Below are 25,112 nucleotides of genomic sequence, written 5' to 3' on the forward strand. Positions count from 1 at the left end.
CGCGGCACATCTGACCCATACGCAACTGGAGGCATACGTAAGCGAGTTGACGTCTTCTACGCCACCATCTACGTCGCCTTCTACTTCACTCCCTACTTCACCGGGAGCCGGGACACCCGTCCTGCCCCGTCCTTGGCGACGGCCTTGGCGATCTTCTGCGCGTCGATGGCCAGTTCGCGGAGCATGCCGCTGATGGGGTTGGTGAAGCCGGTGAAGAAGAGGCCGGGGGCGTTGTCCGGGGTGCGGGCGCCCTGCACGATCGGCTTGCCGCGGGCGTCCAGTACGTCGAGGTGGCCGACCAGGCCCTCCAGGGCGCGGGCGTAACCGGTGGCCGCGATCATCACGTCCGGCTCGACGCGGGAGCCGTCGGCGAGGACGACCTTGCCGTCCTCGAAGCCCTCGACCGCGGCCACGACCTCGACCGCGCCCTTGCGGACGGCGTCGATCAGGCCGACGTCCTGCACCGGGACCGAGCCCTCGTGGACGCGGGAGTAGAGGCCGGTGTCGGGGCGGGGCAGACCGTGCGCGGAGAGGTCGGGCACGCTGAGCTTGCCGACCGGCCCCGCGAGCCGGTCGACGAGGGACACCGGCAGACGCCGTACGAGCACGCCCGTGTACTGGGCGGCCCAGCCGGCGGTCGAGCGGCGCAGGATGTGCGGGGCGGTGCGGACGGAGAGGCGCACGCGCGAGGCGCCGCCCTCCACCAGGTCGACGGCGATCTCGGCGCCGGTGTTGCCGATGCCGACGACGAGGACGTCACGGCCGGCGAAGGGCTCGGGGTTGCGGTAGTCGCCGGCGTGCAGGAGCTCGCCCTTGTAGGTGTCGCGTCCCGGCCAGTCGGGCACGTGGGGCGTGTGGTTGTAGCCGGTGGCTACGACCACCGCGGCGCCGGTCAGCTCGCGGCCGCCGGTGGCGTGCAGCAGCCAGCCGGTGCCGTCGGGGGAGCGCTCGATCCGGGAGACCTCGACGCCGGTGACGATCTCCAGCTCGTGGTACTCGGCGTACTTCTCCAGGTACCGCACCACGTTGTCCCGGGAGACCCAGCGCCCGAACCGGCGCGGCATCGCGAGACCGGGCAGGCTCGAAAGCCGCCGCGTGGTGTGCAGGTGCAGCCGGTCGTAGTGGCGCCGCCAGGACGCCCCGACGCTGTCGGACCTCTCCAGCACGACGGCGCGCAGGCCCTGGGCACGCAGAGCGTACGCGGCGGCGAGTCCGCCCGGGCCGCCGCCGATGACGTACACGGGGCGGTCTGCGGGTTCCGCGTGCTTCGGCTCCGCCGGGGTCGCGGAGGCGGATGAGGACGCTGTGGAGTCGGCCATGTGCGCGAGCGTAATCACGCACCGGGTTGATGGGTCTCGGTCAAGACCGGAATTGGTTGCGGATTGATCACGGCTGTAGGAGAGGTGGGTGGGGCCTGTGACGTAGGGCGTCTGGTTGTGCGGGACTCGGGGAGGCGCGACGCCGAGCCCGGGATCGTGCGGTGGGCTCGGCGTCGCGGGCGGTGGCCGGAGACATGACGGGAAACCGGCACCGCGTTCGGGGGGAGGGGGGAGGGGGAGGGAGAAGGAGGGCTACCGCTTCTTGTAGCCCGTCACCTTGGCGATCCAGGTGATGAAGTCGCCCGGGTCGGTGTTGGCGCCGTGGCCCTCGTCCCAGTAGTAGAAGTGGTTGACGTCGTCGCCGAGGCCGGCCGCGGCGGCGGCGATGTTGGCGGAGACGGTCAGCGAGGTGTCGCTGTCCTTCGTGCCGAGGCGGATCCACCAGTGCCTGGAGCGGCCGGGGTTCTTCTTCCCGAGGTGGTACATCGGGTTCATCAGGTTCAGCGTCTCGGGGATGTCGCTGCCGAGACGCTTGCCGGTGACGCCGGTGGACAGGTTGAGGGGGAGCGTACAGGTTCCGCTCAGGCGACGAGGGGTTTCCGGAGGCCGGCATCTGACGTACCGTCAGATCCATGGACTCGATCTGGCTCACTGGTGCGCAGTGGCTGGCCGTGCTGCGCATAGGGCTCGGGCTGTGGTGGCTCGAGAGCTGGCGGCACAAGGACAAGAAGACCTGGTTCGAGGGCGCCGGCATCGCCTGGGCCGCGGACGTGGCGGCCAAGCACCGCTGGAACGCGGTGCGCAGTGGCTTCGACGTCGTCGTCACGCCGTACCCGAGGACCATGGCGTACGTCGTGGTGTACGCGGAACTCGCCCTCGGCCTGGGGTTGATCCTCGGGTTCCTGACCCCGGTCGCCCTGGTCGGCGGACTGCTGCTCAACCTGCTCTACCTCGTGCTGATGATCCACGACTGGGCCGAGCAGGGGCAGAACTCGATGATGGCGCTGATCTCGGTGGTGGCCCTGTTCGGGATGTCGTGGCAGACGTGGTCGGTGGACAGCGCGCTGGGGTTGTTCCCGTGAGCGCGCGTTTCGACCTCCCCGAGGCGGACGCCTTCACCCGGACCTACTGGGACGCGGCGGCGCAGGGGCAGTTGCTGATCCGGCGCTGCGGGGCGTGCGGGCGGGCCCACCACTACCCGCGCGAGTTCTGCCCGCACTGCTGGAGCGAGGACGTGAGCTGGGAACGGGCGAGCGGCCGGGCCACGCTCTACACCTGGTCCGTCGTCCACCGCAACGACCTGCCCCCCTTCGCCGGCCGCACGCCGTACGTCGCCGCGGTCGTCGACCTCGCCGAGGGGCCGCGGATGATGACCGAGATCGTGGAGTGCGCGTCGCCTGACCGACTGCGGGCCGGGATGGGACTGGACGTCGCCTTCCGGGAGGGGGCGCCGGTGTTCCGGGCGGGTGGGTGAGGAGGCGGCTTCGCGGGTTCGGGCGGGCGGTGGGGCTTGGTGGGTTCCGGCCGGGGGTGCGGGGGTTTGGTGTGTTCTGGCAGAGGGTGCTGGGGTTTGGTGGGTTCTGCCCGGGGGGTGTGAGGGGGTTGGTGAGTTCCGCCCGGGTGGTGGGGAGGGCTTGGTGGGTTCCGGCGGGTGGGTTGGGCGGGGCGCCTTGCGGGTCCCACCGGCGGTGACGGCGGCGGGCGGCTGCTTCGCGGGTTCCGTCCGGCGGTGAGGGTGGCGGGTGGCTGCTTCGCGGGTTCCGGCCGCAGCGTCAGGAAAGGGGAAACCGGCTTCAGCGGGCCGGGCCGACCGGCTTCAATGGCCGGATGCCCCACGTCGACGCCCAGCACGGGAACCCCACACGCACCCGCACCCGTACCCACCCCTTCCCCGACCTGCTCGCCCCCGGCATACGTCTGCGCCCCTGGGACCCCCGGTCCGAAGCCGATGTCGCGGCCTGGCTGCGTGGCACGACCGACCCGGAGTTCCGGCGCTGGAACACACCCCTCAGGCCGGTCACCGACCTCGAAGGCGCCCGCGAGTCGCTGCGCTCCAGGGCGGTGCAGGCGGTGGAGGGGACCTCGGTGTCGTACTGCGTGACGGACGCCGGCACCGGTACGCCGCTGGGTCACATCGGCATCAACGCGATCGAGCAGGACCTGCGCCTCGCCCGCGTCGGCTACTGGATCCTCCCCGAGGCACGCGGCCGCCACGTCGCCACCCGTGCCCTCGCCCTCACCACCCGCTGGGCCTTCACGAACCTCGGCCTCCACCGCATCGAACTCGGCCACGCCCTCGGCCACGACGCCTCCTGTCGGGTCGCCGAGCAGTGCGGGTTCCGGTACGAGGGGACGCTGCGGGGCGCGATGTTCGAGGCGGGCCGGAAGGACGCCTTCCGGGACGTACACCTGCACGCCCGCCTGACGACGGACCCCGAACCGGAGACGTAGCCGGGGCAGGCTGCGGGAAAATCAAGGGAGTTGGCCGTCGACCGGCGAGATCATGCATGCATGCACCCCGACGACTGGCACGGCACCCAAGACCTCGACGCCTTCCTCGCCCGAGCCGGAGCCTTCCTGCGCTCCCGGCCCGACCTGCACACCGTCACCCTGACGGTGACCGAGGGACTGCGCACCGGCGGCGCGCACGCATACGGCAGCGAGCCGCCCGTCTTCGGCCTGCTGGAGCGGGACGGGGAAGTACGGGCCACGTACTTCCAGACGCCTCCCCACAAGCTGAGCGTCACCGCCCTCACCACCGAGGACGCCGACTCCCTCGCCGCCCACCTGGACGGACTCGGCCGACCGCTCCCCGGCATCGGCGCGGACCGCGAGACCGCCGCCGCCTTCGCCGCGGCCTGGCAGGCCCGCACCGGCGCCACCGCCACGCTCCAGCAGCGCCAACGGCTGTACGGGCTAGGCACGTTGACCGTTCCGGAGCCGGTGCCGGAGGGTCGGGCGCGGGTCGCGGGGGAAGCCGACCGGGAACGACTCGTGCGCTGGTACGGCGAGTTCATCGCGTCGATCGGTGAGCACGCCGCCACGGACGCAGACACCTGGGCCGCCGCCCGCATCGCCGCCGGCCGCATCACCATCTGGGAGACCCCGGACGGCACCCCCGTCTCCATGGCCGGAGTCACCCCGCAGGTCGCCGGACAGGTCCGGGTCGCTCCCGTCTACACCCCCGCCCACCTGCGCGGACGCGGTTATGCCGGTGCCGTCACCGCCGAGGTCAGCCGGGCGGCACGGGACGCGGGCGCCGAAGAGGTGCTGCTCTTCACGGACCTGGCCAACCCGACGAGCAACGCGCTGTACCAGCGGATCGGGTACCGGCCGGTGACCGACTTCGCGGTGTACGGGTTCTCCGAGTAGGGCCATCTCCCGGTAGCGCCGGCGGGGACATACGGCCATCAGGGCCAGAGCAGTTCCTTCGCCCAGCCGGCCTCCCCGCGCCGGTACACCAGCCGGACGTGCTGCCGTCGTCCGTCCCCCTGGAAGAACTCCACCTCGTCCGGGCGGAGGCGGTAGAGCGTCCAGGTAGGGACCGGGGCACCGGGGTCCTGCTGGGCGCGGTCCCAGGCGGCCGCCGAGACGCGGGCCAGTTCGTCGAGGGAGTCGAGGGGCTCGCTCTGCCGGCCGGTGAGGGCCGCCGCGAGCGCCCCCGTCGAGCGGGCGTGCAGATCCGCCTGCCCCTCCTCGGACGGGGCGGCCGTGACCGGTCCCCGCACCCGCACCTGACGCCCCAGGACCGGCCAGTAGAACCCGAGGGCCGCATACGGGCGGTCGGCCAGCTGGGCCCCCTTCCTGCTGCTCACGTGGGTCGCGAAGGACCAGCCGTCCGGGTCGGCGCCGTGCATCATCACGATCCGTACGTCCGGCCGGCCCTCCGCGTCCGACGTCGCGAGGGACATGGTGTGCGGCTCGATCTGCCCGGCCGCCACCGCCTCGGCAAACCACGTGGTGAAGAGGGGGAGGGGGGCGTCGGGGGCGGTGGTCGGGTCGAAGGCCGGCAGTGAGGTGACCTTCGGGTCCCACACCCGCAGTGACCTCAGCAGCTCATGAAGATCGGTTCCCATCCCCCGATTGTCACGCCTGCGCGCCTCAGACCGTCCCGAGGTCCGACGACACCCACCGCTCGGGCCGCATCCGGATCACGACCTGCTCACCGTGCTCCTTCCAGGCGGTGTCGACGTACCCGTCCACCTTGTCGGCCGGGAGGTAACGCGCGGAGATCTCCCGGAGCTGCTCGATGGTGGCGGGGGTCGTGTCGATGACCGGCCCCTCGACCGAGACGTACCGGATGGTGGGTTCCAGCCGGTCGATCATGAGCGTGAAACGGCCCGCCGCGCGGATCAGTTCGTTCTTGCGGGAGTCGAGTGCCGTCATGATCCACACGGTGCCGTCGGACTCGTACTGGTACCAGATCGGCACGGTCAGCGGAGCGCGTCCCGCTCCCGCGTCGACCGCCAGCGCGGCGATGTGCGGCTCGGCCAGGAACTGTTCACGTTCTTCGCGGGTCAGGGCCATGCGGACTCCTCCAGCGGCTCGGGCGTCATCGTCCTCTGTCAGAGCGCAACGCAGAACGGCGAGGCCAGTGTTCCCGCCCGACACGGACGAGCAACCGGACCTCTCTACGGACGCGTCCGCCCCAACACCACCGTCCCCGACGAGCAGAACCACCCGCCCGTCCCCGAGGCCACCGCGAGCTCCGGCAGGCGCCCTGCGTCCTTGCGCACCTGGCGGCCCTCCGCCTCCCCGCGCAGCTGCCGCACCGCCTCCACCAGCAGGAACAACCCCCGCATCCCGGGATGCTGGGCCGACAGCCCGCCCCCGTCAGTGTTCACCGGCAGCTCCCCGCCCTCGACCCTCAGCCGCCCCTTCTCCACGAACGCCCCGCCCTCGCCCTTCCCGCAGAACCCGAGGTCCTCGAGCGTCACCAGCGTCATGTAGGTGAAGGCGTCGTAGATCTCCGCGAAGTCGATCTCGTCGGGCCGAACTCCCGCCCGTTCAAAGGCGATCCGTCCGCTCACCGCCGCCGGGGACACCGTGAAGTCGGCCCACTCGGACATGGCCGCGTGCGAGATGTGCTCGCCGGTGCCGAGGATCCACACCGGTGCGGTACGGCAGTCCCGCACGTACTCCTCGGCCGCGAGCAGCACCGCCGCCCCGCCGTCGGAGCGCAGGCAGCAGTGGAGTTTGGTGAAGGGGTCCGCGATCATCGGGCCGGACAGCACGTCGTCGACCGTGATCGGGTCGCGGAACATCGCCTCGGGGTTGAGGACGGCGTTCGCCCTCGCCTGCACCGCCACCTCCGCCAACTGCTCGATGGTCGTGCCGTGTTCGATCATGTGGCGGCGGGCCGACATGGCGTACTTGGCGATCAGTGTGTGGCCGTACGGGACCTCGAACTGGAGCGGGCCCCGGGAGCCGAAGGAGAGGTTCCCGTTCCGTCGTCCCGCCTTGATGTCCGCGCGGGCCGTCGAGCCGTAGACCAGCAACACCGCGTTCGCGTGGCCGGAGGCGATCGCGTCCGCCGCGTGCGCCGCCATGACCTCCCAGGTCGAGCCGCCCACCGACGTCGAGTCGACCCAGGTGGGGCGCAGGCCCAGGTACTCGGCGACCTCGACGGGCGCGAGGGTGCCGGTGCCGGCCGACGCGAAGCCGTCGACCACCTCCCTGTCGAGTCCCGCGTCGGCGAGGGCCCGGCGGGCGGCCTGGGCGTGCAGGGTGTACGGGGTCGCGTCGTCCACGCGGCCGCAGTCGGACAGGGAGACCCCGACGATCGCGACGTTCCGGGAACCCGTCCTCATGAACCCGGCCTCCTCATGAACCCGGCCTCCTCATGAACCCGGCCTCCTCATGAACCCGGCCTCCTCATGAACCCGGCCTCCTCATGAACCCGGCCTCCTCATGAACCCGGCCTCCTCATGAACCCGGCCTCCTCATGAATCCGACTTCCTCATGGATCAGACTCCTCGTGAATCTGACGGTACATCAGATAAGGCGATGCGCGGCAGGTGTCACGGGGCTGGGCATCCCGTCCTCCCGGTCCTAATATGACGGCCCGTCAGATATGGATGAACGGGGGCGCCTCATGGACGCCGGTTTCACCGCCGAGCAGGACGAGATCCGCCGTACCCTCCGCGAGGTGTTGCGGAAGCGCTGCGGGCCGGCCGAACTGCGGGCCGCCGTCGACACCGCACCCGGACACGACCCCGCCCTGTGGACCGCCCTCGCCGAGCAGCTCGGGCTGCCCGGCCTCGCCCTCCCCGAGGCGTACGGCGGTGTCGGCTGCTCGGTGACCGAACTCGCCCTCGCCTGCGAGGAGACGGGCCGTTTCCTCGCCCCCTCGCCGCTGCTCGCTACCGCCGCCCTCGCCGCCCCGCTCCTCCTCGCCCTCGGGACCGGCGCCCAGCGCGCCGAACTGCTCCCGCGGATCGCCGACGGCACCCTCACCGCGGCCCTCGCCGTCCCCGGCACCCACCTCGCCACCGCCCTCGCCCTCACCGGCGACAACGACGGCGACTGGGCGGGCGGCGGCCGGGCAGGGGGCGTACAGGCCAGGCGGGTGGGGGACGGCTGGCGGCTGTACGGGCAGGCCGACCAGGTGCTCGACGGGCACAGCGCGGGTCTGCTGCTGGTCGCCGCGCACGCGGGCGGGTTCGCTCGGTCGCGGACGCTGCTCTTCCTCGTGCGCGGCGACGCGGACGGGCTCGTGCGGGCCCGGCAGACCGCCCTCGACGCGACCCGGCCGCAGGCACGCGTCCAACTACGGGACACGGAAGCCGAGTTGCTGGGCGGCGAGGAAGCGGACGTCCTCACCGCGCTCGGCCGCCTCGGCGACAGCGCCGCCGCCGTGCTCGCGGGCGAGGCCGTCGGGGCCGCCGACCAGGTGCTGGGACTGACCGTCGAGTACGTGCGGCGGCGCGAGCAGTTCGGGCGGCCGGTCGGGTCCTTCCAGGCGGTGAAGCACCGGCTGGCCGACGTGTACGTGGAGGTGCAGGCGGCGCGCTCGGCGGCGTACTACGCGGCCTGGGCCGCCGCGCACGGAGAGCAGGTCGGTGCTCTCGCCCTCGCGCAGGCGCTGGAGGCGCTGCGCTCCGCGTCCGCCGAGGGCATCCAGCTGCACGGCGGCATCGGTTTCACCTGGGAACACGAGGCTCACCTGTACTTCAAGCGCGCCTGCGGCGACGAGCTGCTGTTCGGGCCGGTGCACCGGCTGCGGGCGCACGCCGCCGGCGCGGCGCACCTTTTCGAGAGCGCGGAGGTGACGGTGTGATCGGTGTGCGAGTGGTCCAGAAGGTGTCGTCGACGCGGGGCTTCGCCAAGGTGGCGCCCCATGTGATCCCCGCGCTCGACCGTGCCGTACACCGGCTGACCCGCGGCCGGTTCCTGCTCAGCGCCCAGCTCCTGCCGGGCGTGATCCTCGCCTCGACCGGAGCCAGAAGCGGCCTGCCCCGGCGTACGCCGCTGGCCTGCATGCCGGAGACGGGCACGGAGTCGGGCACCGAGCCGGGCGGCGAGAGCTGGATCCTGATCGGCTCCAACTTCGGCCGGACCGGTCACCCCGCCTGGACCGCCAACCTCCTCGCCCACCCGGAGGCGACCGTCAGCTGGAAGGGGCACGACATCCCCGTCACGGCCCGGTTGCTGGAGGGGGAGGAGCGGACGGCGGCCTGGAAGGCGGTGCTGGCCTTCTGGCCGCCGTACGCCACGTACCAGGCACGGGTGGAACGGGAGATACGGCTCTTCAGGATCGTACGAAGGTGAGTCCCCAGAGGTAGGTCTCAGAGCGTCGCCAGCCGCTGCACCAGCAGAAACGCCCCGATCCCCAGCATCGCCACCCCCGACGTCCGCGTGACCGCGCGGGCCGCCGCCGGGTGGGCGCCGAGGACCGCGCGGGCCGCGAGGCAGACCGTCAGGTAGACGGCGGCGCAGCACCCCATGTGGAGCAGGCCGAGTACGGCGGTCTGCGCGGGCACGGGCAGGTGCGCGCCGCCGGTGACCAGGAACTGCGGCAGGACGGACAGGTACAGCAGCAGTCCCTTGGGATTCAGGCCGCTGATCGTGGCACCGCGCAGGAAGACGCGGGCGGAGGCCGTCTCGCCGCCGGGAGCCGCCGCTCCCGGAGTGCCCGGCCGCCGCAGCACGCCCCACCCCAGCCACACCAGGTACGCGGCGCCGGCGGCCGTCAGCCCGGTCAGCAGCCCCGGCGAGCGAGACACCAGCACCGCCAGCCCGGCCACGGCCAGCATCGTGTGCAGCGCGTACCCGGCGACGAGCCCGGCCACCGCCGCCACCGGCGAGCGGTCCCTGAGCCCCGCCGAGATCGCGTACGCCCAGTCGGCGCCCGGCACGCACACCAGCAGCAGGTCGACGGCGAGGAAGGAGATGAGGGTTCCCGAGTCCATGGCGGGGACATTAGGCGCGATCGGCGCGAAAGTGTTCCCGAATTTTGCCCTTGATCCGCGATGTGGGGGAAGAATCTCCCCCATGGACGACGTGGACCGGAAAATTCTTGCCGAGCTGCAGCAGGACGGGCGGCTGACCGTGACCGAGCTGGCCGCGCGGGTGCGGCTGAGCGTCTCGCCGTGTCACCGGCGGCTGCGCGAGCTGGAGCGGTCGGGGGCCATCAGCGGCTACCGGGCGGTGGTGGATCCGACGGCCGTCGGGCTGACCTTCGAGGCGCTGGTCTTCGTCTCGATGCGGCAGGAGGACCGGGACACGGTCGCCGGGTTCGAGCGGGCGATCGGGGAGATCGAGCATGTGCTGGAGGCGCAGCGGCTCTTCGGGGAGCCCGACTATCTGCTGCGGGTGGCGACCGCCGACCTCGCCGCCTTCCAGCGGCTCTACGACGAACGCCTCGCCACGCTGCCGGGCGTGCAGCGGCTGACGTCCACGCTGGTGATGAAGCACGTGGTGAAGGACCGGCCGTTGCCCGCATAACGCCGCAGGCGGTAGTCCACCCGAGTGAACTACCGCCTGCCAGACAGGACTTGGACCGCGCAAAAAGACGTGGGCTATGACGTGGCTATGACGTGGGCTGTGGCGTGGGCTGTGGCGTGGGGTATGGCATGGGTATGTGGATTACCTCGTCGGCTTCTTGCCGGTCACGCCGAGGTGCACCAACAGCGCGAGGTTCGGCTTGAGTTCGGCCGGCTTCACACCCCAGGTCTGGAAGCCCTTCTGGTGCGAGGCGACGGCCGCGAGCATCGCGACGATGGAACCCGCCACGGCGGCCGGATTCACCTCCTTGTCGACCCTGCCCTTGGACTGGAGTTCGGCGACCGCGTCCGAGAGGGAGTTGTTCACCGAGTTCAGGATCTTCATACGGAGTTTGTAGAACCGCTTGTCGCCCTCGGCGGCCCCGAGATCGACGACTCTGAGGATCGCGTCGTTGCGGCGCCAGAACTCAAGGAAGCCGTCGACGAGTTCCTGGGCGGTCTGCCAGCCGGCCTTGCCGACCCAGGAGCGGCCGGCGACCAGCTCGGTCAACTCGGCGCCCTCGGCGGCCATTTGCTCGGCGATCTCCAGGACGGCGCCTTCGACGTCCGGGAAGTACTGGTAGAAGGTCGCGGGTGAAGTCCCCGCCTTCCGGGCGACATCGATGACTTTGACGTCCCGGTAAGGGGAGGAGCTGAGCATCTCGCTGAGGCAGTCGAGCAGCTTCTGCCGGGTCGCCTGCCCACGCCGGCCGGCCACGCGGCCGTCGACGGTACGCACTTGTCCTGTCATGCCGTCAGCTTACCGAGGGGTGATCGGAGCGCGATTCGGCCGACTGCAAATGGGGTGCCCGGGCGGGATGGGGCGGGTGTGCCTGGTCTGCGGGGTGCGGGCGACGCCGTTACTTTGGCGGCATGGCCGAAAACAGGGCATCCGGGTACGGAGAGGACGTCTACGGAGAGGGCGTCCCCTGCTGGGTGGACGCACAGCTCCCCGACGTCGCGGCGGGGAAGCGGTTCTACGGTGAGCTCTTCGGGTGGACCTTCGAGGAGTCGTACGGGGGGTCCACGTGGGCCCTGGCGGACGGCGAACCGGTGGCCGCGCTCGCCCGCAAGGCGGACGGCCGGATGCCCACCGTCTGGACGGTGTACTTCGCCACCCCGGACGTCGAGGGGCTCGCCGACCGGGTCTGGGCGGCCGGCGGGCAGGTCGTCACCGCGCCCCTGCCGGTCGGCGAGCTGGGCACGGCCGCGCTGGTCACCGATCCCGAGGGTGCCGTCTTCGGCCTCTGGGAGCCGGGCACGCACCGTGGCTTCGGCCGGCGGCACGAGCCGGGCACCTTCGTCTGGGCCGAGCTGTACACCCGGGACACCGAGACCGCCAACACCTTCTACGGCGGCCTCTTCCACGACGCCCTCTTCGGGCCGGACGCCCACCCCGACTTCGGCCGCGCCCCCGTCTCCGACGTCTTCCCGGCGGAGATGCCGTCCCACTTCCTGGTCCACTTCCGCGTCGAGAACTGTGTGGCCGCCCTCGGGACGGTGAACCGGCTGGGCGGGCGCGTCCAGGCGCCGCCCTTCGAGACTTCGTACGGGCGGGTAGCCGTGGTCACCGACAATCAGGGGGCGTCGTTCGCGCTGCTGGAGCGATGGAAAACAGTGCTTTGATGTGAGACACCCCATTTGTTTCCGGGTTCGCAACCAGCGCCCGGGCCAGGAAGAATCGGGGTGCGTGCCGCCATGGCGGTGCGGTGGTGAGACGCTGCACGGGGTCGCGTACACATGTGGCATGACGCGGCCCGTACGGGGAGGTGGCAGGCAAGTGGTGGATCAGCTGACGCAGCACGATCCGCGGCGCATCGGGCCGTTCGAGGTGCTGGGACGGCTGGGTGCCGGCGGCATGGGGCTGGTCTATCTCGCGCGCTCGGCTTCCGGCCGGCGCGTGGCGATCAAGACGGTCCGTACGGAGCTCGCCGAGGACCAGCTCTTCCGGGTCCGCTTCACCCGCGAGGTGGAGGCGGCCCGGGCGGTCTCGGGCTTCTACACGGCGGCCGTGGTCGACGCCGACCCGCGTGCGGCGGTGCCGTGGCTGGCCACCGCGTACGTGCCCGCGCCCTCGCTCGAGGAGATAGTGAACGAGTGCGGGCCGATGCCGGCCCAGGCGGTGCGCTGGCTGGCGGCGGGTGTCGCCGAGGCGCTGCAGTCGATCCACGGCGCCGGGCTGGTCCACCGTGACCTGAAGCCGTCGAACGTCCTGGTGGTCGAGGACGGCCCGCGGGTCATCGACTTCGGTATCGCGTCCGGCGTCTCGAACACGCGTTTGACGATGACGAACGTCGCCGTGGGCACCCCCGCCTACATGTCCCCGGAGCAGGCAAAGGACTCCCGCAGCGTGACCGGCGCGAGCGACGTCTTCTCGCTCGGCTCCATGCTGGTCTTCGCCGCCACCGGGCACCCGCCCTTCCACGGCGCCAACCCCGTCGAGACCGTCTTCATGCTGCTCCGTGAGGGCCCGGACCTCGAAGGCCTCCCGGACGAACTGCGCCCCCTCATCGAGTCCTGTATGCAGATGGAGGCCACGGCCCGCCCCAACCCCGCCGACCTCCAGGCCCAGCTGGCCCCCCACCTCTTCGGCTCCGGCTCCGACGACAGCGGTACGGCGTCGGCCTGGCTGCCCGAGCGGGCAGTGGCCCTGATCGAGGCGCGCCGCGGCGGACGGCCGCCGGTGAAGCAGACCCAGAGCGGCGGACGAAGCGGCGGCGGACGGGTCGCGCCCATCCCGCCCCCGCCGTCCCGTGACCCCGTGGTCCCGGGGCCGGTACCGGGCCCCGTGTCCGTCGCCGCCGCCCCGGACACCGGCCCCGTGCGGCTGGCCGGCGCCCAGGTCCCCATCGGGCCCGGCCCGCGCGTCGCCGACGCCCGCGCCGCCGCCGTCAAGGCGCCCCCTCCGGAGGCCGGACTGGTCGCCTCCTGGTCCAAGCCCCGCCCCGGCGTCAACGGCACGGACGCTGCCGTAGGCCCTGCCGTGACCGCCGCGCCTCCCGCCCCCGCGGAGACCGCGGCCGGCTGGCGCCCCTGGCGCTTCCGCATGTCGAACGACGTCTGGGGCACCCCCTCCGTCGCCGGCGACCTCGTCTACGTCACCTCCTTCGAGGTCCACGCCCTGGACGTGGCCACCGGCCGCCGTCGCTTCAAGACGCGGGACGTGGCCTGGTCGATGGCGGTCGCGGACGGTCGTATCCACGCCTCCGACGGACCCACCCTGTTCGCCCTCGACGCCCGCGAGGGCGGTGACCTGTGGCGGCTGTCCACGGACGCCTGGGTGTACTCCCTCAAGGCCGACCGCGGCACCGTGATCACCGGGACGCGCGGCGGCGGCGTCCAGGCCTGGGAGGCCTCCGGCGGCCAGAAGCTGTGGGAGCTCACCGGCTGCCAGACCGACTTCGAGTCCCCGGAGGCCGGACCCACCCTGCACGAGGGCGCGGTGTACCTCTGGCACGACGCCCGTCTGCGCGCCCTGGACGCTCGCACGGGCGACGAGCGCTGGTCGTACCCCATCGGCGACACGGCCTCCTGCGGCGGCGTGCCGGTCCGGGTGGCCCAGGCGCACGACGGCAACGTCTACGTCTCCGCCGGCTCCCGGGTCCTCGCGCTCGACGCGGCGAGCGGCCACGTCCGCTGGCACTTCGAGGCCCCGGCCGTCTTCCTCTGCGCGCCCACCTTCGTGCCCGGCCCCGCGGTCACCGGCGGCGGCGTGTACCTCGCCGACTACCTCGGCACGGTCTACGCCCTCGACGCCACCGACGGCCGCGACCGCTGGCGCATCGCCACCGAGGCCCGCTCCTCCGTCGACTCGGTCCTGGTGGCCGGCGGACACGTCCACGTGGGCAGCGGCAAGGGCCTCTACACCCTCGACGCGGTCACCGGCACGCCCAAGTGGCGCTTCCAGGCGGGTGGCGACATCGTCGGCGCCCCGGCGGTGGCGGAGGGCCGTATCCACTTCGGCTCCACCGACCACCTGCTCTACACGCTCAAGGCCGACGACGGCCGCCTGCGCTGGAAGCTCGCGACGGGCGGCGAGATCACCGGCTCCCCGGTCGTCAAGGACGGGGTCGTGTACGCGTGCAGCAAGGACCGGTGCGTGTACGCGCTGGATGCGGAGAAGGGGACGGGGACGGCGAGAACCAGCTGAGCCGGAGCGGTGACGTGACCGTGACAGAGGTTGCATAGAGTGACGACATGCAACTACGGGGAAGCAGGCTCAAGTTCACGGCGGTGGCGGTACTGGTGATGCTGTCGCTCACCGGGTTCTCTACGGGGCGCGGTCACGGCAGCAGTAGCAGCGGCAGCAGCGACGGTGGCAGCGGCGGCGGGGGCTGCAGCAGCTCCGGCCAGGACCACGACAGTTCGTCGTCGTCGACGTCGGGCGGCGGCACGTACCGCGACTACGACGATGACGACGATGACGACTACGGAAGCAGCGGCAGCTCCTCCGGAGGGAGCACCTCCACGGCCCCGGCGGACGCCGAGGTCGAGCTGGTGAGCTGCGTGACGGAGGCCGACGCGTACGCCACGGTCGAGGTCACCAACCCGAACTCCGTGGGCCACTACTTCACCGTCACCGTCAGGTTCCTCGACGCCGACTCCCAGCAGGTCGACGTGCAGAGCGTGGACGAGTTCGTCGCCGCGAACGACAGGGCGAAGGTGCAGGTGCCCCTGGACAATCCGGGTCTGGCAGCTGAAGTCGCCACGTGCGACCCGGACTTGTTCGCGTCGGCCGACTGACGGACGGGCCGACGGGCGCTCAACGCGACCGGAACCTCCCGCTCTGCCGTTCGGCGAACAGCTCGGCCTGGCGGTCGGCGGGCAGGTTCCCCAGCGTGACGAGATGCGGCGCCTGCGCGAACCCCTGCGCACGCGCCGCCTCCTTCGCCGCCCACAGCGCGCGGACCGTCCCCTGCGTGGCCTCGGCCGGATACCCGGCGATGACGGTCGCGGCGGCGGTCGCGGCCTCCAAGGCCCCGCCCGCCTCGGTGAGTTCGGAGACCAGCCCGATGTCGTGGGCCCGTTGCGCGGAGATCCGCTCCGCCGTGCCCATCAGCATCATCCGCGCGACCTCCCCGAACGGCATCCGCTGCGCCATCAGCACCGACTCGTACGCGCTGACCATGCCGTACGTGGTGTGCGGATCGAAGAAGGCGGCCGTCGTGTCCGCCACCAGGAAGTCGCTCTCGCCGAGCAGATAGAAGGCCCCGCCGCACGCCATCCCCTGCACGGCGGCCACCACGGGCTTCCAGAGATCGTTCGCCTTCGGCCCGATCGTGAGCAGCGGATCGTCCTGCATGTACGGCGAGTTCGGCTGCGGCACCACGGCGTCCCGGTCGATCCCGGTACTGAACGCCCGCCCGCCGGCGCCGGTGAGGACGACGGCCCGCACGGAGTCGTCGAACCGCAACCCCTGCCAGACGTCCCGCAGTTGATCGGCCATCGCGAGGTCGATGGCGTTGAGTCTGCCCGGCCGGTCGAGGGTCACGACGGCGACGGCGGTGTCCTTGTCGGTCTCGACGCGCACGCTCACGGCCGCTCCAGGACCCATTGGGGCAGCCCGGTCGTCCCGTCGTAGGCGAAGTGGGCCCTGGCGCCGATGCGGATGGTGTGTGGATCAAGGGAGTTGAGAGGGTCCCCGGGCTCGCTGACCAGGTTGCCGACGAGCCGGATGTGCGGCGCCTCGACGAGCTCGACGACGACGACGTTGTACGGCGACAGCGCCGCGTACTCCGGCAGCAGCGGCGGATGCGGGACGACGTACGACCAGACGCGCCCCTGCCCGGACATCGCCCGCCATTCACTGGCGAAGGACTGGCAGCGCGGACAGCAGGGGCGGGGCGGGAAGCGGAGCTCGCCGCAGTCGGCGCAGGCCTGGACGCGCAGCTCGCCCTGGGCGGCGTAGCGCCAGAAGGGGGCGCTGTCGGGGTCGGTCACGGGGGTCAGCACGGCGGCTCCATGGGTCACTCCCTGTGTCTCTTCCGGTGTCGGTTCCGGTGTCAGTTCCTCAGCAGCAGGGCGGAGGTGGGGACGCCCTCACCCGCGGTGACGAGACAGGTGGCGGCGCCCGGAACCTGTGCCGTACTGGTCCCCCGGAGCTGCTTCACGCCTTCGTTGATGAGGTTGAAGCCATGGACGTACGCCTCGGAGAGCCCGCCGCCCCCGGTGTTGAGGGGCAGCAGCCCCCCGATCTCCAGCGCGCCCCCCTCGGTGAAGGCCCCCCCTTCCCCCCGTCCGCAGAAGCCGTAGCCCTCCAGGGAGAGCGGGACGAGGGGCGTGAACGCGTCGTAGATCTGGGCGACGTCGACCTCCTGGGGTGTGACGTCGGCGTGCTTCCACAGGTGCCGGGCGGCGGTCCAGGCGGGGCCGGTGAGGGGGTCGTCGTTCCAGTAGTTGACCATGCCGTGGTGCTGGGCGGGGAGGCCTTGGGCCGTGGAGTGGACGTAGACGGGTCTGCGGCGGCAGTCCCGGGCCCGCTCCCGGCTGACGATCACGCACGCCAGCGCCCCGTCCGTCTCCAGGCAGTTGTCGAAGAGGCAGAGGGGCTCGCTGATCCAGCGGGACGTCATGTACATCTCGCGGGTGAGGGGGCGGTCGTACATGATCGCGGCGGGGTTCTGGTTGGCCCGGTTCCGGCAGGCGAGGGCGACGTTGAAGAGGTGGTCGCGGGTGGCGCCGTACTCGTGCATGTAGCGGCGGGCGAGCATGGCGATCTCGTCGGCGGGGCGGAGCAGGCCGAAGGGGCGGGTCCACTGGGCGGGGGTGGGGAGTTGGGTGACGGTGTTCTTCCACGGCCGGGGTCCCGACCCCCGCTTCCTTGAGCGCCAGGCGACTCCGACCGTGGCCTGACCGGTGGCGATGGCGGCGGCGAGGTGCGCGACGGTGGCGCAGGATCCCCCGCCGCCGTAGGGGATCCGGCTGAAGAAGGTGAGGTCTCCGAAGCCGACGGCCTTGGCCAGTTCGACCTCGTCCGTCTCCTCCATCGTGTAGGAGGCGAGGGCGTCGACCTCGCCGGGCGCGATGCCGGCGTCGTCGAGGGCGGCGAGGACGGCCCGGCAGGCGAGGGTCCGCTCGTCCTCGTCGAGCCGCTTGGCGAAGGCGGTCTGGCCTATGCCGACTATGGCGGTGGCGTCCTTGAGGCCTGTTCCTGTTGTTCCTGCTGCTCCGGCCATGCTGGGGGTTACCTCCGCAGCTCACTGGGCGGCTGACAGTCCGTCAGGCTACAGCTAATCTGACGGGTAGTCAGCTAATCGGACTGGAGGCCTGCTGTGCGCGGTGACTTGGAGTGGGAAAGCATCCCCGGGCTGGTCAGGTCGGCGGCCGAGCGGTACGCGGACGTCGAGGCGGTGGTGGAGGGCCGTACGCGGATCTCCTACGGCGAGTTGGGCGCCCGCGTGGAACGCGCGGCGGCGGCGTGCGTCGCGAACGGGGTGGCGGCGGGCGACCGGGTCGCGATCTGGGCGCCGAACACCCTCGACTGGATCGTCTCCGCACTGGGCGCGGTGTCGGCGGGCGCGGTACTGGTGCCGTTGAACACCCGCTTCAAGGGGACGGAGGCCGCGGACGTACTGCACCGCAGCGGCGCACGCCTGCTGTTCGTGACGGGAACGTTCCTCGGAACCTCGTACGTGGCGTCGCTGCGGCGCGCGGCGGGCGAGGGGGTGGGTCCCGGTCCGCTGCCGGGGCTGCCGGCCCTGGAGCAGGTGGTGGTCCTCTCCGACGACGCACCGGCCGACTTCCGCACCTGGAAGGACTTCCTGGCGAGCGGGGACGCGGTGGGGGAAGCGGCGGTACGGGCGCGGACCTCGGCCGTCCCCGGCTCGGCGCCCTCGGACATCGTCTACACGTCCGGCACGACGGGCCGCCCCAAGGGCGCCGTGATCACCCACGCGCAGACCCTGCGGGCGTACGAGGTGTGGAGCGACCTCGCGGGCCTGCGGCAAGGCGACCGCTACCTGATCGTGAACCCCTTCTTCCACACCTTCGGCTACAAGGCGGGCGTGATCGCCTGCCTGATGCGGGGCGCGACGATGATCCCGCAGCCGGTCTTCACCATCGACACCGTGCTGGCGAACATCGCGGCGGAGCGGGTGTCGGTCCTGCCGGGCCCGCCCACGCTCCACCAGTCACTGCTCGACCACCCCGCGCGGGACGCCCACGATCTGTCGGCGTTGCGGTTGGTGGTGACGGGCGCGGCGGTGGTGCCGTTGCGGCTGGTCGAACGCCTGCGGGGCGAACTGGGCGTGGACACGGTCCTGACCGCCTACGGCCTCTCCGAGGCGACCGGCATCGTCACCATGTGCCGCCGCGGCGACGACCCGTCGGTGATCGCATCGACGTCCGGGCGGGCGATACCGGGGGCTCAGGTGCGGGTGGTGGACGCGGGCGGCCGGGAGGTGGCGGCCGGCGTCCCCGGCGAGGTGCTGGTCCGCGGCTTCAACGTGATGCGGGGCTACTACGAGGACGAGGCGGCCACGGCGGAGGCGGTCGGCGCGGACGGGTGGTTGCGTACGGGCGACGTGGGCGTCCTGGACGCCGCGGGCAACCTCCGCATCACCGACCGCCTGAAGGACATGTTCATCGTCGGCGGCTTCAACGCCTATCCGGCAGAGATCGAGCAACTGCTCGGCCTGCACCCGGATGTGGCGGACGTGGCGGTGATCGGCGTCCCGGATCCCCGGCTGGGCGAGGTCGGCAAGGCGTACGTGGTCCGGCGGGCGGGGGCCCTGCTGACGGCGGACGACCTGATCGCCTGGGCCCGGAGAGAGATGGCGAACTACAAGGTGCCGAGGTCGGTGGAGTTCCTGGTGGAGCTGCCTCGGAACGCCGGGGGGAAGGTGGTGAAGGGGGAGCTGCGGGGGCGGTCGTGGTCGGCCGGCCGTGGGAGCCGGCCGGTGTGAACGCCGGGTCGCTGTGGTGCCGGGTTGCCGGGTTGCTGTGGTGCCGTGTTGCTGTGCTGCCACGATCCGGCCCGGACCGGACGCCGGACACACCTCGGCCGCGACGGCTCCCCCTCCGCGCCGCCGCGGCCGCCCCCCCCGTGTGCGAAGGCTTACTTCGTCGGCTTGAAGGGCTCCGACGTCGCGTGGATGTCCTTGGTCTCGACGGGCTCGTCCGTGGCGTGGATGTCGCCCAGGGTGGTCGCACCGCCGTCGGCCTTCTCGGTGGCGGCCGCCTCGGCGTCGACGGGCTCCGACGTGGCGTGGATGTCCTCAGGCTTGACGACCGGGTTGTCGCTCATGATCGCTCTCTCCCCATGTGGTGTGTTCGTCCGTAAGTCGGCGGGGCCCGTCCGGTCACTCCCCCGAGGGTGACCGGGCGGGCCTCCTGGGCCGCTCAACCCTAGAACGCTGGTGTGCGGCCGGTTCCGGCGACCCGTCTGCCCCCCGACACGACGGATCGACTGACTTGAGGATGGATCCCGGCGATAAACGAATGATGAACGCCGCGACCAGGGGCTCAGGCGACCTGCGCGGGACTCAGCAGCGCGCGCACGGTGACTGCCTCCGGGGAGCCCAACTCCTCGTAGATGTGCACGGCTTCCTGCCAGCAGACGTGGGCGCGCCCCGTCTGGCCGACGCCGGTGAGCGCGCGTCCCAGCACGGTGAGGACGTTGCCGCGCCGCCACTCCCCGCCGATGCCCCGCAGGACGGTCAGGGCCATCTCGGCGTTGGCGGCCGCCTTTGCGTAGCGCTGCCCCGCGATGTCGACCTCGGCCAGCCGGAACAGCGTCATGCCCTCCCACAGTCGCTGACGGCTGTCGCGGAAGACCTCCAGCGCCTCGTGGAGCCTTTCCGCCGCCGCGTCGAGGCGCCCGCTCTGGGTGAGCGCCATGCCCAGGGCGTAGCGGCCGTTCGCGCCGCGCATGGAGTTGCCCATGGCGTCGTAGATCTCCATGCCCTGCTGGGCCAGGGAGACGGCGCTCTGGGTGCGGCCGGTCGCCAGGTGAATGCGGGAGAGGTTGCACAGGGCGCTGGCCTCGCCCGGGCGGTCGCCGAGTGTGCGGAAGTGTTCGATTGCCTTCGTCAGATGGACCTCGCCGTCGGCGTTGCGGCCCTGGTACAGCGCGATGACGCCCCGCGCGTTGCGCGCCCAGCACACGGGCAGGAGGTCGTCGGCCTCGTGCGCGAGCTGGATCACCTGCTCGGCCTCCTGGTCGGCCTGGTCGAACCGTCCCCCGTCGATGTGCGCATGGGCCAGGGTCATCAGGGCCCGGGCCTCCACCTGCGGCACACCGATCTGCCGGGCGGCTTCCCGCAGCGCCTTGGCCGTGGCCTCGTACTCCTTGGAGTTGGCTCCGGACTCGGAGATGTCCAGCGCCGCCCACAGCAGGTCGATGGCCCGCCGGAGCGTCCCCGACCCGCTCGCGGACTGCCGGGCGCACGCCAGCAGGCAGTTCGCCTCGGTGTACAGCCAGTCCCGGGCCGCGCGGCCGTCCGGAAACGTCAGGCCCGGGTACTCCGTCCCCGCCAGATGGTCCACGAGCCGGTCGCCGGGCCGCTCCGTCGCGTACACCCCGGCCGCGGTGGCCAGGTAGAAGTCCAGCAGCCGCGACAGCGCCGCCTCCCGCTCGCTCGGCGGCTGTTCGTCCCGCTCCGCGCACGCACGCGCGTAGAGCCGCACCAGGTCGTGGTACCGGTACCGGCCGGGAGCCGCGGACTCCAGCAGGGAGGTGTCGACCAGCGACTCCAGCACGTCCTCGGTGTCCTCCACCGGCAGGTCCAGCACGGCCGCGGCCGCCGCCACCGACATGTCCGGCCCGTCCGCCAGCCCCAGCAGCCGGAACGCCCGTGCCTGCGCCGGCTCCAGCTGTCCGTACCCCAGCTCGAAGGTCGCCTTCACCGCCAGGTCGCCGGCCTGCAGCTCGTCCAGCCGCCGCCGCTCGTCCGCCAGCTTCGCCGCCAGGACCGACACCGTCCAGGTACGACGGGCCGCGAGCCGCGAGGCCGCGATGCGGATCGCCAGCGGGAGGAAACCGCACGCGGCCACGACGTCCAGCGCGGCCTCCCGCTCGGACGCCACCCGCTCCTCGCCCACGATCTTCGTGAACAGGGACAGCGCCTCGTCGGGGGACATGACGTCCAGGTCGATCAGATGGGCCCCCGCCAGGTCCACCATCCGCACCCGGGAGGTCACCAGGGCCGCGCAGCCCTCGGTGCCCGGGAGCAGGGGACGCACCTGTGCCGCGTCCCGTGCGTTGTCCAGCAGGACCAGGACCCGGCGGCCGTCCAGGACCGAGCGGTACAGGGCCGCACGCTCCTCCAGGGAGTCCGGGATCGCCGAATCGGCCGTGCCCAGGGCCCGCAGGAACGCCCCCAGGACCGTCTCCGGTTCCGCCGCCCGGGAGCCCGCGCCCTGGAGATCGACGTACAACTGGCCGTCGGGGAAGGCCGACCGTGCCTGGTGGGCCACGTGCACCGCCAGGGTCGTCTTTCCCACGCCCCCGATCCCCGCCAGCGCCGAGACCGCCATCACCCTGCCCTCGGCCGAGGCCAGCACCTCACCCAGCTCGGAGACGAAGGAGGCGCGCCCGGTGAAGTCCGGGACGGTGGCGGGCAGCTGGGCCGGGCGGACCGCCGTCGCGGCCGGTTCGGCCTTGGGGGCCGACGGTTCCACCAGGTCCGGGTCCGCCTGCAGGATGCGCTGCTGGAGGTCCTTCAGCCCCGGGCGGGGGTCCACGCCCAGTTCGTCGGCCAGCAGGCGGCGCGTGTCCGCGTACACGGCGAGGGCCTCCGCCTGGCGTCCGCTGCGGTACAGCGCCAGCATCAGCAGTTCGCGCAGGCGCTCACGCAGGGGGTGCGCCGCCGTCAGGGCCGTCAGTTCGGAGACCGCCTCCGCGTGGCAGCCCTGCTCCAGGTCCATGTCGAGGCGGGATTCCAGGAGTTGCAGGCGCCACTCCTCCAACCGCACCCGCTGCGCCTCCGCGTACGGGCCCGGCACTCCGGCCAGCGCCTCCCCGTCCCACAGGGCGAGCGCGCGGCCCAGGACGTCACGGGCGTGGCACAGGTCGCCGGCGTTCTTCGCCTTCTCCGCCTCGGTCGCCAGGTCCTGCACGACCGTCAGGTCCAGCGCGCCGTCGCTCAGTCCGCGGATCGCGTAGCCGCCGGACTCGCTGGCGAGGACGCCCGGATCCAGCACCTTCCGGAGCCTCGACGCGTACGTCCGCAGCGCCGCCAGCGCCTGGGACGGGGGCTCCTCGCCCCACAGGGCGTCGATCAGCTCGGCCGCGGTCGCCGTGCGGCCCTCGCGCAGGAGCAGGGCGGCGAGCAGGGCGCGTTGCTGGGGGGACCCGGTGGTCAGCGGCTGTTCGCCGCGCCAGGCGCGCACCGGACCGAGCACACCGAAGCGCAGAGCCGCCGACCCCGTGGCGGAGTCGGGACGCCTCTGCTCCGGTACGCGCGGTACCTCGGGCACCTGCGGTACACCGTCCATCGCCGTCCCCCTAGAAACGTGAGCAACGACGCCAGTTTGCCTTGCTCATGGCAGATGCGTCAGCTGTGGAGAGCCCGATCACAGGGAGGCGCGCGGGATATCACAAGCTCCTCACGCTCTCTTCGCACACTTCCGGACAGGAACCGTCACGACCACGCTCCCAGCACGCCCCCGCACCCATAGCTGACGGACCGTCAGATCAGCGCTACCGTGCCCCCATGGAGACCAACTCGGCGCACTCCGCGCTCCCACTGATCATCTCCGTCGACGACCACACCGTTGAGCCCCCGACCGTCTGGCAGGACCGGCTCCCGAAGAAGTACCTCGACACCGGTCCCCGTACGGTCCGCGCCCCCCTGAAGGAGATGTCCTTCCTCGGCGGCCGCTTCAAGCCCGTCATGGGCCGCCCCGGCGACGACGGCCCGCTCGGCGACTGGTGGATCTACGAGGACCTGCATCGCCCCCTCACCCGCCTCGACACCGCCGTCGGCTACAGCAGGGACGAGATCAAGCTCGAGGTCATCACGTACGAGCAGATGCGGCCGGGCTCGTACGACGTCCCGGCCCGGCTCGCCGACATGGACGTCAACCACGTCCAGTCCGCCGTCTGCTTCCCGACCTTCCCCCGCTTCTGCGGCCAGACCTTCACGGAGGCGAAGGACCACGAGCTCGGCCTGCTCTGTGTCCAGGCCTACAACGACTGGATGGTGGAGGAGTGGTGCGGACCGCAGGCGCAGGGGCGCCTCATACCGCTCACCCTCATCCCCCTCTGGGACGCCGAGCTAGCGGCACAGGAGGTACGGCGCAACGCCGCCCGCGGTGTCCGTGCCGTCGCCTTCTCCGAGATACCCCCGCACCTCGGGCTGCCGTCCGTCCACACCGACGACTGGGACCCCTTCCTCGCCGCCTGCGACGAGACCGGCACCGTCGTCGCCATGCACATCGGCTCCAGCAGCCGGATGCCGTCCACCTCCGCCGACGCCCCGCCCGCCGTCGGCTCCACCATCACCTTCGCCAACTGCTGTTTCTCGATGGTGGACTGGCTGATGAGCGGCAAGTTCGAGCGCTTCCCGAACCTCAAAATCATGTACGCCGAGGGGCAGATCGGCTGGATCCCCTACATCCTCGAACGCGCCGACGTCGTCTGGGAGGAGAACCGCGGCTGGGGCGGCGTCGCCGACAAGGTCCACCGGCCGCCGTCCGAACTCTTCACCGAGCACGTCTACGGCTGCTTCTTCGACGACGCCTTCGGGCTGCGGAACCTGGACGCCATCGGGGTGGGAAACGTCCTGTACGAGACCGACTACCCCCACTCCGACTCCACCTGGCCGAAGTCGCGCGAGGTCGGCGAGGCGCAGATGGGGCACCTGGACGCCGAGGTCGTGGAGCGGATCGTGCGGGGCAACGCGATCGAGTTGCTGGGACTGACTCCCGACGGTCTGTGGAGCGGTGCATGAAGTACGGCATCCAGCTCCCCGTCCAGTCCCAGTCCACGATCTACGCCGAACCCTGGGAGGCCGCCGCCGGGCCCGACGACCTCCTCGACCTCGCCCGCACCGCCGACCGCGCCGGCTTCGACTACGTCGCCTGCTGCGACCACGTCGCCGTCCCGCGCCGGCTCGCGTCCGCGATGAGCACGGTCTGGTACGACCCGGTCGCCACCCTCGCCTTCCTCGCCGCCGCGACCGAGCGGGTACGGCTGCTCAGTCACGTCGCCGTCGTCGGGCTGCGGCACCCGCTGCTCACGGCCAAGCAGTACGCCACGCTCGACCATCTGAGCGGCGGGCGGCTGGTCCTCGGGGTCGGGGCCGGGCATGTGGAGGAGGAGTTCGAGGCGCTCGGCGTGGACTTCCGGCAGCGGGGCGCCGTGCTCGACGAGTCGATCGAGGCGTTGAGGAAGGCCCTCGGACCGGAGGAGTTCCCCGAACACCACGGCAAGCTCTACGACTTCCAGGACCTCGGCCAGCGCCCCAGACCGGCCCAGACCCGCGTCCCCCTCTGGGTCGGCGGCTCCTCACCCGCGGCCGTACGCCGGGCCGCCCTCAAGGGCGACGGCTGGCTCCCGCAGGGCGACCCGCGCGAACGGCTGCCCGCGCAGATCGAGCGGATCAGGAACCTGCGCGAAGAGGCCGTCCTCCAGGGCCCCTTCACCATCGGCGCCATCGCCGAGCCGCTCTACGTCGGCACCCCCACCTGGGACGTCGGGCGCCGCACCCTCACCGGCCCGCCCGACGCACTCGCCGAGTCCCTGCGCGCCTACCGCGCGATGGGCGTCCACCAGATCCAGGTCAGGTTCCGCAGCCGGAGCCGTACCGAACTCACCGACCAGATGGCCGCGTTCGGCGCCGAGATCGCACCGCACCTCTGAAACGGA

General features: G+C 71.9%; 25 protein-coding genes. 13 read left to right on the top strand and 12 right to left on the bottom strand.

Features of this window, described 5'->3' with window-relative positions:
• Positions 1 to 92: 92 nt before the first annotated feature.
• Together OG252_RS28635 and OG252_RS28640 are read right to left on the bottom strand one after the other, a co-directional pair.
• The gene (locus OG252_RS28635; RefSeq protein WP_329339698.1) at positions 93 to 1,319 is read right to left on the bottom strand and encodes a flavin-containing monooxygenase; all 1,227 of its coding nucleotides are present in this window, start codon (positions 1,317 to 1,319) and stop codon (positions 93 to 95) included.
• A 252-nt stretch (positions 1,320 to 1,571) separates the two neighbouring features.
• On the bottom strand, positions 1,572 to 1,814 hold the full coding sequence (locus OG252_RS28640; protein ID WP_443068434.1) for a hypothetical protein: 243 nt from the start codon (positions 1,812 to 1,814) through the stop codon (positions 1,572 to 1,574).
• A 137-nt stretch (positions 1,815 to 1,951) separates the two neighbouring features.
• Between OG252_RS28640 and OG252_RS28645 the strand changes: the two genes are divergently transcribed.
• From OG252_RS28645 to OG252_RS28660, 4 genes are all read left to right on the top strand, one after another.
• Positions 1,952 to 2,401, top strand: coding sequence for a DoxX family membrane protein (locus OG252_RS28645; RefSeq protein WP_266437873.1), 450 nt, complete (start codon positions 1,952 to 1,954; stop codon positions 2,399 to 2,401).
• Positions 2,398 to 2,793, top strand: coding sequence for a Zn-ribbon domain-containing OB-fold protein (locus OG252_RS28650; RefSeq protein ID WP_329339700.1), 396 nt, complete (start codon positions 2,398 to 2,400; stop codon positions 2,791 to 2,793). The genes OG252_RS28645 and OG252_RS28650 overlap by 4 nt, the downstream gene beginning before the upstream one ends.
• Positions 2,794 to 3,146: 353 nt before the next feature.
• Entirely contained in the window at positions 3,147 to 3,770 is a 624-nt protein-coding gene (locus tag OG252_RS28655; RefSeq protein WP_329339702.1) for a GNAT family N-acetyltransferase, read from the top strand.
• Between the two features lie 60 nt (positions 3,771 to 3,830).
• A complete protein-coding gene (locus OG252_RS28660; protein WP_329339704.1) occupies positions 3,831 to 4,691 on the top strand; it encodes a GNAT family N-acetyltransferase in 861 nt (286 codons plus the stop codon).
• Between the two features lie 38 nt (positions 4,692 to 4,729).
• Here the strand turns inward: OG252_RS28660 and OG252_RS28665 are convergent, their stop codons facing one another.
• The 3 genes from OG252_RS28665 to OG252_RS28675 all read right to left on the bottom strand — a co-directional run bounded on the left by OG252_RS28665 (position 4,730) and on the right by OG252_RS28675 (position 7,129).
• A complete protein-coding gene (locus tag OG252_RS28665) occupies positions 4,730 to 5,395 on the bottom strand; it encodes a pyridoxine/pyridoxamine 5'-phosphate oxidase (RefSeq protein ID WP_329339706.1) in 666 nt (221 codons plus the stop codon).
• Positions 5,396 to 5,420: 25 nt separating this feature from the next.
• The gene (locus tag OG252_RS28670) at positions 5,421 to 5,846 is read right to left on the bottom strand and encodes a pyridoxamine 5'-phosphate oxidase family protein (protein ID WP_329339708.1); all 426 of its coding nucleotides are present in this window, start codon (positions 5,844 to 5,846) and stop codon (positions 5,421 to 5,423) included.
• A 104-nt stretch (positions 5,847 to 5,950) separates the two neighbouring features.
• Complete coding sequence (locus OG252_RS28675; RefSeq protein ID WP_329339710.1) at positions 5,951 to 7,129, bottom strand: thiolase C-terminal domain-containing protein; 1,179 nt, start codon at positions 7,127 to 7,129, stop codon at positions 5,951 to 5,953.
• Between the two features lie 284 nt (positions 7,130 to 7,413).
• Between OG252_RS28675 and OG252_RS28680 the strand changes: the two genes are divergently transcribed.
• Together OG252_RS28680 and OG252_RS28685 are read left to right on the top strand one after the other, a co-directional pair.
• Positions 7,414 to 8,598: an acyl-CoA dehydrogenase family protein gene (locus tag OG252_RS28680; RefSeq protein WP_329339712.1), complete on the top strand. Its 1,185-nt coding sequence runs from the start codon at positions 7,414 to 7,416 to the stop codon at positions 8,596 to 8,598.
• Positions 8,595 to 9,089, top strand: a complete 495-nt coding sequence (locus OG252_RS28685; RefSeq protein ID WP_266437896.1) for a nitroreductase family deazaflavin-dependent oxidoreductase — start codon at positions 8,595 to 8,597, stop codon at positions 9,087 to 9,089. Before OG252_RS28680 ends, OG252_RS28685 begins: the two co-directional genes overlap by 4 nt.
• Positions 9,090 to 9,106: 17 nt before the next feature.
• On the opposite strand, the gene OG252_RS28690 is transcribed toward OG252_RS28685, so the two are convergent.
• Positions 9,107 to 9,730 carry a LysE family translocator gene (locus tag OG252_RS28690; RefSeq protein WP_329339715.1) on the bottom strand — a complete coding sequence of 208 codons (624 nt, stop codon included), beginning with the start codon at positions 9,728 to 9,730 and terminating at the stop codon, positions 9,107 to 9,109.
• 82 nt (positions 9,731 to 9,812) lie between these two features.
• On the opposite strand from OG252_RS28690, the gene OG252_RS28695 reads away from it, so the two are divergent.
• A complete protein-coding gene (locus OG252_RS28695; protein ID WP_266437902.1) occupies positions 9,813 to 10,265 on the top strand; it encodes an Lrp/AsnC family transcriptional regulator in 453 nt (150 codons plus the stop codon).
• 141 nt (positions 10,266 to 10,406) lie between these two features.
• Here the strand turns inward: OG252_RS28695 and OG252_RS28700 are convergent, their stop codons facing one another.
• Complete coding sequence (locus tag OG252_RS28700) at positions 10,407 to 11,042, bottom strand: TetR family transcriptional regulator (protein WP_266448367.1); 636 nt, start codon at positions 11,040 to 11,042, stop codon at positions 10,407 to 10,409.
• Between the two features lie 134 nt (positions 11,043 to 11,176).
• On the opposite strand from OG252_RS28700, the gene OG252_RS28705 reads away from it, so the two are divergent.
• The 3 genes from OG252_RS28705 (at position 11,177) to OG252_RS28715 (ending at position 15,046) form a co-directional block, all read left to right on the top strand.
• Positions 11,177 to 11,929 (top strand): VOC family protein, encoded by a 753-nt coding sequence (locus tag OG252_RS28705; protein WP_329339717.1) that lies wholly within the window; start codon positions 11,177 to 11,179, stop codon positions 11,927 to 11,929.
• 154 nt (positions 11,930 to 12,083) lie between these two features.
• Positions 12,084 to 14,453, top strand: coding sequence for an outer membrane protein assembly factor BamB family protein (locus OG252_RS28710; protein ID WP_266437907.1), 2,370 nt, complete (start codon positions 12,084 to 12,086; stop codon positions 14,451 to 14,453).
• Positions 14,454 to 14,500: 47 nt separating this feature from the next.
• Positions 14,501 to 15,046, top strand: coding sequence for a hypothetical protein (locus tag OG252_RS28715; protein WP_329339719.1), 546 nt, complete (start codon positions 14,501 to 14,503; stop codon positions 15,044 to 15,046).
• 19 nt (positions 15,047 to 15,065) lie between these two features.
• Here the strand turns inward: OG252_RS28715 and OG252_RS28720 are convergent, their stop codons facing one another.
• The 3 genes from OG252_RS28720 to OG252_RS28730 are packed head-to-tail and all read right to left on the bottom strand — an operon-like array spanning position 15,066 to position 17,478.
• Positions 15,066 to 15,857: an enoyl-CoA hydratase/isomerase family protein gene (locus tag OG252_RS28720; protein ID WP_266437913.1), complete on the bottom strand. Its 792-nt coding sequence runs from the start codon at positions 15,855 to 15,857 to the stop codon at positions 15,066 to 15,068.
• Complete coding sequence (locus tag OG252_RS28725) at positions 15,836 to 16,255, bottom strand: Zn-ribbon domain-containing OB-fold protein (protein WP_266437916.1); 420 nt, start codon at positions 16,253 to 16,255, stop codon at positions 15,836 to 15,838. The genes OG252_RS28720 and OG252_RS28725 overlap by 22 nt, the downstream gene beginning before the upstream one ends.
• A 50-nt stretch (positions 16,256 to 16,305) precedes the next feature.
• Complete coding sequence (locus OG252_RS28730; protein WP_266437919.1) at positions 16,306 to 17,478, bottom strand: lipid-transfer protein; 1,173 nt, start codon at positions 17,476 to 17,478, stop codon at positions 16,306 to 16,308.
• A gap of 96 nt (positions 17,479 to 17,574) precedes the next feature.
• Between OG252_RS28730 and OG252_RS28735 the strand changes: the two genes are divergently transcribed.
• Complete coding sequence (locus OG252_RS28735; protein WP_329339723.1) at positions 17,575 to 19,206, top strand: FadD3 family acyl-CoA ligase; 1,632 nt, start codon at positions 17,575 to 17,577, stop codon at positions 19,204 to 19,206.
• A gap of 152 nt (positions 19,207 to 19,358) precedes the next feature.
• Here the strand turns inward: OG252_RS28735 and OG252_RS28740 are convergent, their stop codons facing one another.
• Entirely contained in the window at positions 19,359 to 19,547 is a 189-nt protein-coding gene (locus OG252_RS28740) for a hypothetical protein (RefSeq protein ID WP_266437925.1), read from the bottom strand.
• A 218-nt stretch (positions 19,548 to 19,765) separates the two neighbouring features.
• Positions 19,766 to 22,738, bottom strand: coding sequence for an AfsR/SARP family transcriptional regulator (locus OG252_RS28745; RefSeq protein WP_329339726.1), 2,973 nt, complete (start codon positions 22,736 to 22,738; stop codon positions 19,766 to 19,768).
• A gap of 218 nt (positions 22,739 to 22,956) precedes the next feature.
• On the opposite strand from OG252_RS28745, the gene OG252_RS28750 reads away from it, so the two are divergent.
• Together OG252_RS28750 and OG252_RS28755 are read left to right on the top strand one after the other, a co-directional pair.
• Positions 22,957 to 24,195, top strand: a complete 1,239-nt coding sequence (locus OG252_RS28750) for an amidohydrolase family protein (RefSeq protein ID WP_266437931.1) — start codon at positions 22,957 to 22,959, stop codon at positions 24,193 to 24,195.
• Positions 24,192 to 25,106, top strand: coding sequence for a TIGR03619 family F420-dependent LLM class oxidoreductase (locus OG252_RS28755; protein WP_329339729.1), 915 nt, complete (start codon positions 24,192 to 24,194; stop codon positions 25,104 to 25,106). Before OG252_RS28750 ends, OG252_RS28755 begins: the two co-directional genes overlap by 4 nt.
• Positions 25,107 to 25,112 lie beyond the last annotated feature (6 nt).

Origin of the sequence: Streptomyces sp. NBC_01352 (assembly GCF_036237295.1) — a bacterium.
GTDB classification, from domain to species: Bacteria; Actinomycetota; Actinomycetes; order Streptomycetales; family Streptomycetaceae; genus Streptomyces; species Streptomyces plumbiresistens.

Coding starts and splice junctions, on each gene's coding strand:
- OG252_RS28635 (WP_329339698.1), bottom strand. CDS start 1,319: ATGGCCGACTCCACAGCGTCCTCATCCGCCTCCGCGACCCCGGCGGAG.
- OG252_RS28640 (WP_443068434.1), bottom strand. CDS start 1,814: ATGAACCCGATGTACCACCTCGGGAAGAAGAACCCCGGCCGCTCCAGG.
- OG252_RS28645 (WP_266437873.1), top strand. CDS start 1,952: ATGGACTCGATCTGGCTCACTGGTGCGCAGTGGCTGGCCGTGCTGCGC.
- OG252_RS28655 (WP_329339702.1), top strand. CDS start 3,147: ATGCCCCACGTCGACGCCCAGCACGGGAACCCCACACGCACCCGCACC.
- OG252_RS28660 (WP_329339704.1), top strand. CDS start 3,831: ATGCACCCCGACGACTGGCACGGCACCCAAGACCTCGACGCCTTCCTC.
- OG252_RS28665 (WP_329339706.1), bottom strand. CDS start 5,395: ATGGGAACCGATCTTCATGAGCTGCTGAGGTCACTGCGGGTGTGGGAC.
- OG252_RS28670 (WP_329339708.1), bottom strand. CDS start 5,846: ATGGCCCTGACCCGCGAAGAACGTGAACAGTTCCTGGCCGAGCCGCAC.
- OG252_RS28675 (WP_329339710.1), bottom strand. CDS start 7,129: ATGAGGACGGGTTCCCGGAACGTCGCGATCGTCGGGGTCTCCCTGTCC.
- OG252_RS28680 (WP_329339712.1), top strand. CDS start 7,414: ATGGACGCCGGTTTCACCGCCGAGCAGGACGAGATCCGCCGTACCCTC.
- OG252_RS28690 (WP_329339715.1), bottom strand. CDS start 9,730: ATGGACTCGGGAACCCTCATCTCCTTCCTCGCCGTCGACCTGCTGCTG.
- OG252_RS28695 (WP_266437902.1), top strand. CDS start 9,813: ATGGACGACGTGGACCGGAAAATTCTTGCCGAGCTGCAGCAGGACGGG.
- OG252_RS28705 (WP_329339717.1), top strand. CDS start 11,177: ATGGCCGAAAACAGGGCATCCGGGTACGGAGAGGACGTCTACGGAGAG.
- OG252_RS28715 (WP_329339719.1), top strand. CDS start 14,501: ATGCAACTACGGGGAAGCAGGCTCAAGTTCACGGCGGTGGCGGTACTG.
- OG252_RS28720 (WP_266437913.1), bottom strand. CDS start 15,857: ATGGGTCCTGGAGCGGCCGTGAGCGTGCGCGTCGAGACCGACAAGGAC.
- OG252_RS28730 (WP_266437919.1), bottom strand. CDS start 17,478: ATGGCCGGAGCAGCAGGAACAACAGGAACAGGCCTCAAGGACGCCACC.
- OG252_RS28740 (WP_266437925.1), bottom strand. CDS start 19,547: ATGAGCGACAACCCGGTCGTCAAGCCTGAGGACATCCACGCCACGTCG.
- OG252_RS28745 (WP_329339726.1), bottom strand. CDS start 22,738: ATGGACGGTGTACCGCAGGTGCCCGAGGTACCGCGCGTACCGGAGCAG.
- OG252_RS28750 (WP_266437931.1), top strand. CDS start 22,957: ATGGAGACCAACTCGGCGCACTCCGCGCTCCCACTGATCATCTCCGTC.
- OG252_RS28755 (WP_329339729.1), top strand. CDS start 24,192: ATGAAGTACGGCATCCAGCTCCCCGTCCAGTCCCAGTCCACGATCTAC.